The organism is Bacillus sp. JJ634 (genome assembly GCF_036962285.1).
GTDB lineage: Bacteria > Bacillota > Bacilli > Bacillales > DSM-1321 > Peribacillus > Peribacillus asahii_A.
Map to the genome: position 1 here is coordinate 21,070 of NZ_JBALMU010000086.1, position 6,000 is coordinate 27,069.

Here is a 6,000-nt window from a genome sequence, read left to right on the forward strand (position 1 = left end):
TTAGGCTGAGAGCATTCCACATGATGCCTTAATGAAAGAACACTCTGTAGGTTTCGCTCTGAACAAGCATTCTTTAGTAGGAGATGAACGTAGGCAGGCGTTAACTGCTTAAAAGAGGAGGCACTTATTACGTGCTTCAACTAGGGTGGCACCACGGGATATTCAACTCTCGTCCCTTGTAGCGATTGAGTTACAAGGGACGAGAGTTTTTTGTATGGGCAAATAAGAATGGAGGGAACGCAATGGGTATTCAAATTCCACGAGGTACGCAGGATTTACTGCCGGGCCAAACGGAGATCTGGCAATACATTGAGAATACAGCGCGCGAGCTTTGTCGCCGCTATCAATATAAAGAAATTCGCACACCGATTTTCGAGCATACGGAACTGTTCTTACGCGGTGTAGGTGATACAACAGACATCGTGCAAAAGGAAATGTATACGTTTCAAGATCGCGGTGGAAGGGATTTAACGCTGCGTCCAGAAGGAACGGCGTCTGTTGTTCGTTCGTATATTGAAAATAAAATGTTTGGTCATCCATCACAACCGGTTAAGCTTTATTATATTGGACAAATGTTTCGATATGAGCGTCCACAAGCGGGTCGCTTCCGTCAATTTGTTCAATTCGGAATTGAAGCTTTGGGCAGCAAAGACCCAGCTATCGATGCAGAAGTGCTGGCATTAGCGATGAACCTTTATCAAGAGTTAGGGTTGAAAAAACTAAAGCTTGTCATTAATAGTTTAGGTGATAGCGAAAGTCGAATCGCTCACCGCAATGCGTTAATTAATCATTTTGAACCGCGCATTGGTGAGTTTTGCGGCGATTGTCAAAATCGCTTGCAAAAGAACCCGCTTCGCATTTTAGATTGTAAAAAAGATCATGATCATGAGTTAATGAAAACGGCTCCATCGATTATTGATTATTTAAATGAAGAATCACGTACGTATTTTGATAAGGTGAAACAGCATTTGACAGATTTAGAGATTGAATTTGTGGAAGATCCAACGCTTGTACGTGGTTTGGATTATTATAATCACACGGCATTTGAGATTATGAGTGAAGCGGAAGGATTTGGGGCGATTACAACATTAGCTGGAGGCGGTCGTTATAACGGCCTTGCTGAAAGTTTAGGCGGTCCAGAAACACCGGGTATTGGTTTTGCTCTTAGTATTGAACGTTTAATTGCGGCTTTACAAGCAGAAGACGTCAAGCTTCCTATTGAACAAGGCATTGACTGCTATTTTGTTTCCTTAGGAGATGCTGCGCGTGATTATACGGTAAAGCTTGCTTATCAATTGCGCAATGCTGGTTTTACTGTTGAAAAAGATTATTTAGACCGTAAAGTAAAGGCACAATTTAAATCGGCTGACCGACTAGAAGCAAAATATGTGGCTGTACTTGGGGATGATGAGTTGGCAAATAACAAAATCAACCTTAAAAACATGGCGACAGGCGAGCAAGTTGAATTAGACTTAGCAACATTTATTGAACAATTTAAGAAGTTACAACCTTAAGGAGGAACTAAGATGTTTGGTAGATCATACTTCTGTGGAGAAGTTTTAGAAACAGCGATTGGTGAAAAAGTAACATTAAAAGGATGGGCTCAAAAGCGACGTGATTTAGGTGGATTAATTTTTATTGATCTGCGTGACCGTACAGGCGTTGTTCAAATTGTGTTCAACCCGGATGTATCAGCGGAAAGCTTAGCGATTGCTGAGAAAGTTCGTAACGAATACGTTCTTGATGTGCAAGGAACGGTTGTAAAACGTGATGAAACAACGGTGAATCCAAATATTGCAACAGGTACAATTGAAGTACAAGTTGAAAATATTACGATTATTAACGAAGCGAAAACTCCTCCATTTGCTATCGATGGAAATACGGATGTCTCTGAAGATGTTCGTTTGAAATATCGTTATTTAGATTTACGTCGTCCAGCGATGTTTGAAACATTAAACATGCGCCATAAAGCGACAAAAGCAATCCGCAACTATTTAGATAGCGAAGGATTCCTAGACATTGAAACACCAATTTTAACAAAAAGTACACCAGAAGGAGCACGTGATTACTTAGTACCGAGCCGTGTTCATGAAGGGGAATTCTATGCCCTGCCGCAATCACCGCAATTATTTAAACAATTATTGATGGTATCTGGATTTGAACGTTACTATCAAGTAGCTCGTTGTTTCCGTGATGAAGATTTACGAGCTGACAGACAACCTGAATTCACACAAATCGATATTGAGACAAGCTTCATGAGCCAAGAAGACATTATGTCTATGACAGAAAACATGATGGCTAAAGTGATGAAAGAAGTAAAAGGCTTAGATGTGACACTTCCATTCCCTCGTATCACATATGATGATGCAATGAATCGTTATGGTTCAGATAAACCGGATACTCGCTTCGGCATGGAACTTATTGATATTGCTGAAGTGGCGAAACAAAGCAGCTTAAAAGTATTTACAGGTGCTCTTGAAAAAGGCGGCCAAGTAAAAGCAATCGTAGTCAAAGGCGGAGCTGCGGACTACTCTCGTAAAGAAATGGATGCTTACGCAGAATTTGCAGCAATTTACGGTGCAAAAGGTCTTGCTTGGTTAAAAGTTGAAGAAGACGGTTTAAAAGGACCAATCGCGAAATTCTTTGGTGAACTTGAAGAAGCGTTAATCCAAACTGTGAAAGCTGAAGTTGGCGATATTATCATGTTCTGTGCCGATAAGAAAAGCATTGTAGCGGACACACTTGGGGCTCTTCGCGTGAAGCTTGCGAAAGAACGCGGCTTAATTGACGAATCTGCATTCAACTTTCTTTGGGTAACAGATTGGCCGCTTCTTGAGTATAATGAAGATGAAAAACGCTATACAGCAGCACATCATCCATTCACAATGCCATTCCGTGAAGACTTAGATAAATTGGAAAGTGCGCCACAAGAAGTACGTGCTCAAGCGTATGACATTGTCTTGAATGGTTATGAGCTTGGAGGCGGATCTCTGCGTATTTTTGAACGTGATATCCAAGAGCGTATGTTCAAAGCACTTGGTTTCTCTGAAGAAGAAGCAAAAGAGCAGTTTGGTTTCTTAATGGATGCCTTTGAATACGGAACACCTCCACATGGTGGAATTGCTCTTGGTTTAGACCGCTTAGTGATGCTGCTTGCAGGTCGTACAAACTTACGTGATACAATTGCGTTCCCAAAAACAGCAAGCGCAAGCGACCTGTTAACAGCGGCACCAAGTACGGTAAGTCCAGCGCAGCTAAAAGAATTGAATTTAGCGATTACACCTTCGAAAAAATCATAACCAATATCGCTTGAAACAGACAAAAGCAATATGGTATGATATTTCCAAGTAAGAGAGAGTCCTGATGTGTACGTTTCCAAACCTATAAGTTTTGACCGAACACTTATAGTTAAGGGAGCTCCCAAGTTTCTAAGCCGCGTACATGCCTCCTTGAGAGGACTTACAATTGTTTAGAACAGAGCACCCACCTGCGGAGAGCGGGTTCAAAACAAGGGCACAAACGGCATAATTGGGACCTCTTAATCATGAATGTAAAACCCTACATACGTAGGGTTTTTTGCATTTAACGGGTAAAGTACGGTCATTATCAGGTAAATATATCAATTTAGCAGGTAAACGAGTTAATATAGTAGATAAAAGTAAATAATCATAATATAACAGCACATTCCTGGTAAACTTTCGTAAATATATAATAACGATAACAAGTGAAGAGAAGAGTGGGCATCTTGAAGGATCTATTGAACGCAAAGAAACAAGAAATGCTTCATTTTTTAGAACAAATCGTAAATATAGATAGCGGTTCTCACATAAAGTCGGGGATTGATGAAATAAGTGGGTTACTAAAAGTAAAATTTGAGCGTCTTGGTTTTATCGTAGAGGTAGTAGAAGAAAAAGCGCATGGCAATCATCTAGTTATCCAGCATCGTGATGCGGTACAACCTGAAATTATCATTATTGGTCATATGGATACAGTCTTTCCAGAAGGAACGGCGAAAAGACGGCCATTTACAATGAAGGACGGCCGTGCATATGGTCCGGGTGTAATTGATATGAAGGCAAGCTTAGTTGAGTTAGTCTATGCACTAACATGCATGAAGCAGACCGGAAGAAAGGGATACCAGAACGTTCAGATTGTTTTAAATAGTGACGAAGAGCTTGGGTCTCCAACCTCTAGGTCGCTTATTATGAAGCAGGCTATCAATAAAAAATATGCTTTAATTTTAGAGGCGGCACGTCCAGATGGTTCAATTGTAACAGCGAGAAGAGGAGGAGGGCAGTTTAAGGTTTTTGTAGAGGGTAAAGCAGCCCATTCCGGGATTGAGCCAGAAAAAGGTCACAGTGCCATTGAAGAACTAGCTTATAAAGTGATTAAACTTCAGCAATTGACGAATCATGAAGAAGGAATTAGTGTAAACGTTGGTCTTATACAAGGTGGAACGGCTGCCAATACTGTAGCAGCTGAAGCTTCTGCTCATGTGGATGTCCGTATTTCACAAAAAAAGCAAATCAATCCCTTGAAAGAACAAATTGAAAAAATTTGTGCAACAAATTATATTGCGGGGACAAAAACAAATGTAATTGGGAAAATAGAGAGAATTCCAATGGAAAAAAACCAAAGAACAGAGGCTCTGCTATCCGTAATTAAGCAGGCGGGGCAGGAGCTTGGTTTAACGATTACAGATACGGCGACAGGTGGAAGTTCAGATGCTTGCCTTACATCTGCTATGGGAGTGGCAACAATTGATGGACTAGGACCAATTGGTGGTTTCTTTCATAGTGAAGAGGAGTATTTAGTCATTTCGAGTTTATTGGAACGAACGTTATTATTAGCGACTGTTATCCAAAAGCTGTCGGAATAATTCAGAGTGGGAATCATTCCGACAGGCTGGCTTTTCATTTTAACTTGTCATGTGCTGTAGTTATGTTATATTCTTGACTTTATAAGTAATTTTATTGGAGTTGAGAATAATGTTGCACCAATTTTCGCGAAATGAATTAGCTTTAGGCCAGGAAGGCTTAAACTTATTAAAAAATTCAACGGTCGCTGTACTCGGTATTGGTGGAGTCGGCTCGTTTGCAGCAGAGGCCTTAGCACGTTCGGGTGTTGGACGTCTTGTTTTAGTCGATAAAGATGATGTAGATATTACAAATGTTAATCGACAAATTCATGCCCTGCTTTCAACAGTTGGACAGCAAAAGGTTGAATTGATGCGCGACCGCGTAAAAGAAATTAATCCAGACTGTGAAGTTATTGCTTTAAAAATGTTTTATACAGAAGAAACATATGAACAATTTTTCAGCTATGGCTTAGATTATGTCATTGATGCATCTGATACCATTATGTATAAAATACATTTAATGAAAGAATGTTTAAAGCGCAATATCAAGATGATTTCCAGCATGGGTGCTGCTAATAAAATGGACCCAACCCGCTTTCAAATTGCGGATATTTCTAAAACACATACCGATCCGCTGGCGAAAGTGATTCGTACCAAACTTCGTAAAGAAGGCATTACAAAAGGGATTCCTGTTGTCTTCTCTGATGAAAGTCCAATTGTCATTCGTGAAGATGTCCGAAAAGTGGTTGGTAACGATGAGGCAAAAATTCGTAAAGCGAAAATGCCGCCATCATCCAATGCATTTGTTCCTTCAGTGGCAGGATTAATTGCTGCAAGCTGGGTAGTTCGAGATATCGTTCGTGATATTGATATTCGCCGTGTAAGCGATGAGAAATGAATATAGTTGAACTGACTCTGTAAGCAGGGTCAGTTTTTTTATTTGAAAACGATTTGTAAATATTAGTGTTCAATAATAAAACCGGATTTGTACATGGGCTAGAGAATAGTCTTTCTAATGAAAAAGTTCATAGTTTATTACTTATTTTTTCTATTTTGATAGAAAAAACAATAGGAATATAGACGTAATTGGGTTTTTAAGGTAGAATATTTTTAATATTTACTAATATGTAAATATTTAATTA

4 protein-coding genes, 1 other RNA gene and 1 other annotated feature (1 of these 6 only partly in view) are annotated in these 6,000 nt (G+C 39.7%); all 5 genes read left to right on the plus strand.

All coding sequences use genetic code 11. The features are described 5' to 3' along the window. Positions 1–180, plus strand: a binding site (T-box leader) (it extends 57 nt beyond the left edge of the window). A 62-nt stretch (positions 181–242) separates the two neighbouring features. The 5 genes from hisS to V7068_RS13700 all read left to right on the plus strand — a co-directional run bounded on the left by hisS (position 243) and on the right by V7068_RS13700 (position 5,756). After that, complete coding sequence (hisS, locus tag V7068_RS13680) at positions 243–1,514, plus strand: histidine--tRNA ligase (RefSeq protein ID WP_499713246.1); 1,272 nt, start codon at positions 243–245, stop codon at positions 1,512–1,514. 12 nt (positions 1,515–1,526) lie between these two features. Continuing rightward, on the plus strand, positions 1,527–3,299 hold the full coding sequence (gene aspS, locus V7068_RS13685; protein ID WP_499713247.1) for an aspartate--tRNA ligase: 1,773 nt from the start codon (positions 1,527–1,529) through the stop codon (positions 3,297–3,299). Between the two features lie 55 nt (positions 3,300–3,354). After that, positions 3,355–3,539: non-coding RNA, 6S RNA (gene ssrS, locus V7068_RS13690), on the plus strand. A gap of 197 nt (positions 3,540–3,736) precedes the next feature. Then, positions 3,737–4,879: a M20 family metallopeptidase gene (locus V7068_RS13695; protein WP_499713248.1), complete on the plus strand. Its 1,143-nt coding sequence runs from the start codon at positions 3,737–3,739 to the stop codon at positions 4,877–4,879. Between the two features lie 109 nt (positions 4,880–4,988). Beyond that, a complete protein-coding gene (locus V7068_RS13700) occupies positions 4,989–5,756 on the plus strand; it encodes a tRNA threonylcarbamoyladenosine dehydratase (RefSeq protein ID WP_119117462.1) in 768 nt (255 codons plus the stop codon). Positions 5,757–6,000: the final 244 nt, after the last annotated feature.

Bases quoted from the DNA above. Each gene is read 5' to 3' on its own strand.
- hisS (WP_499713246.1), top strand. From the start codon at position 243: ATGGGTATTCAAATTCCACGAGGTACGCAGGATTTACTGCCGGGCCAA.
- aspS (WP_499713247.1), top strand. From the start codon at position 1,527: ATGTTTGGTAGATCATACTTCTGTGGAGAAGTTTTAGAAACAGCGATT.
- V7068_RS13700 (WP_119117462.1), top strand. From the start codon at position 4,989: ATGTTGCACCAATTTTCGCGAAATGAATTAGCTTTAGGCCAGGAAGGC.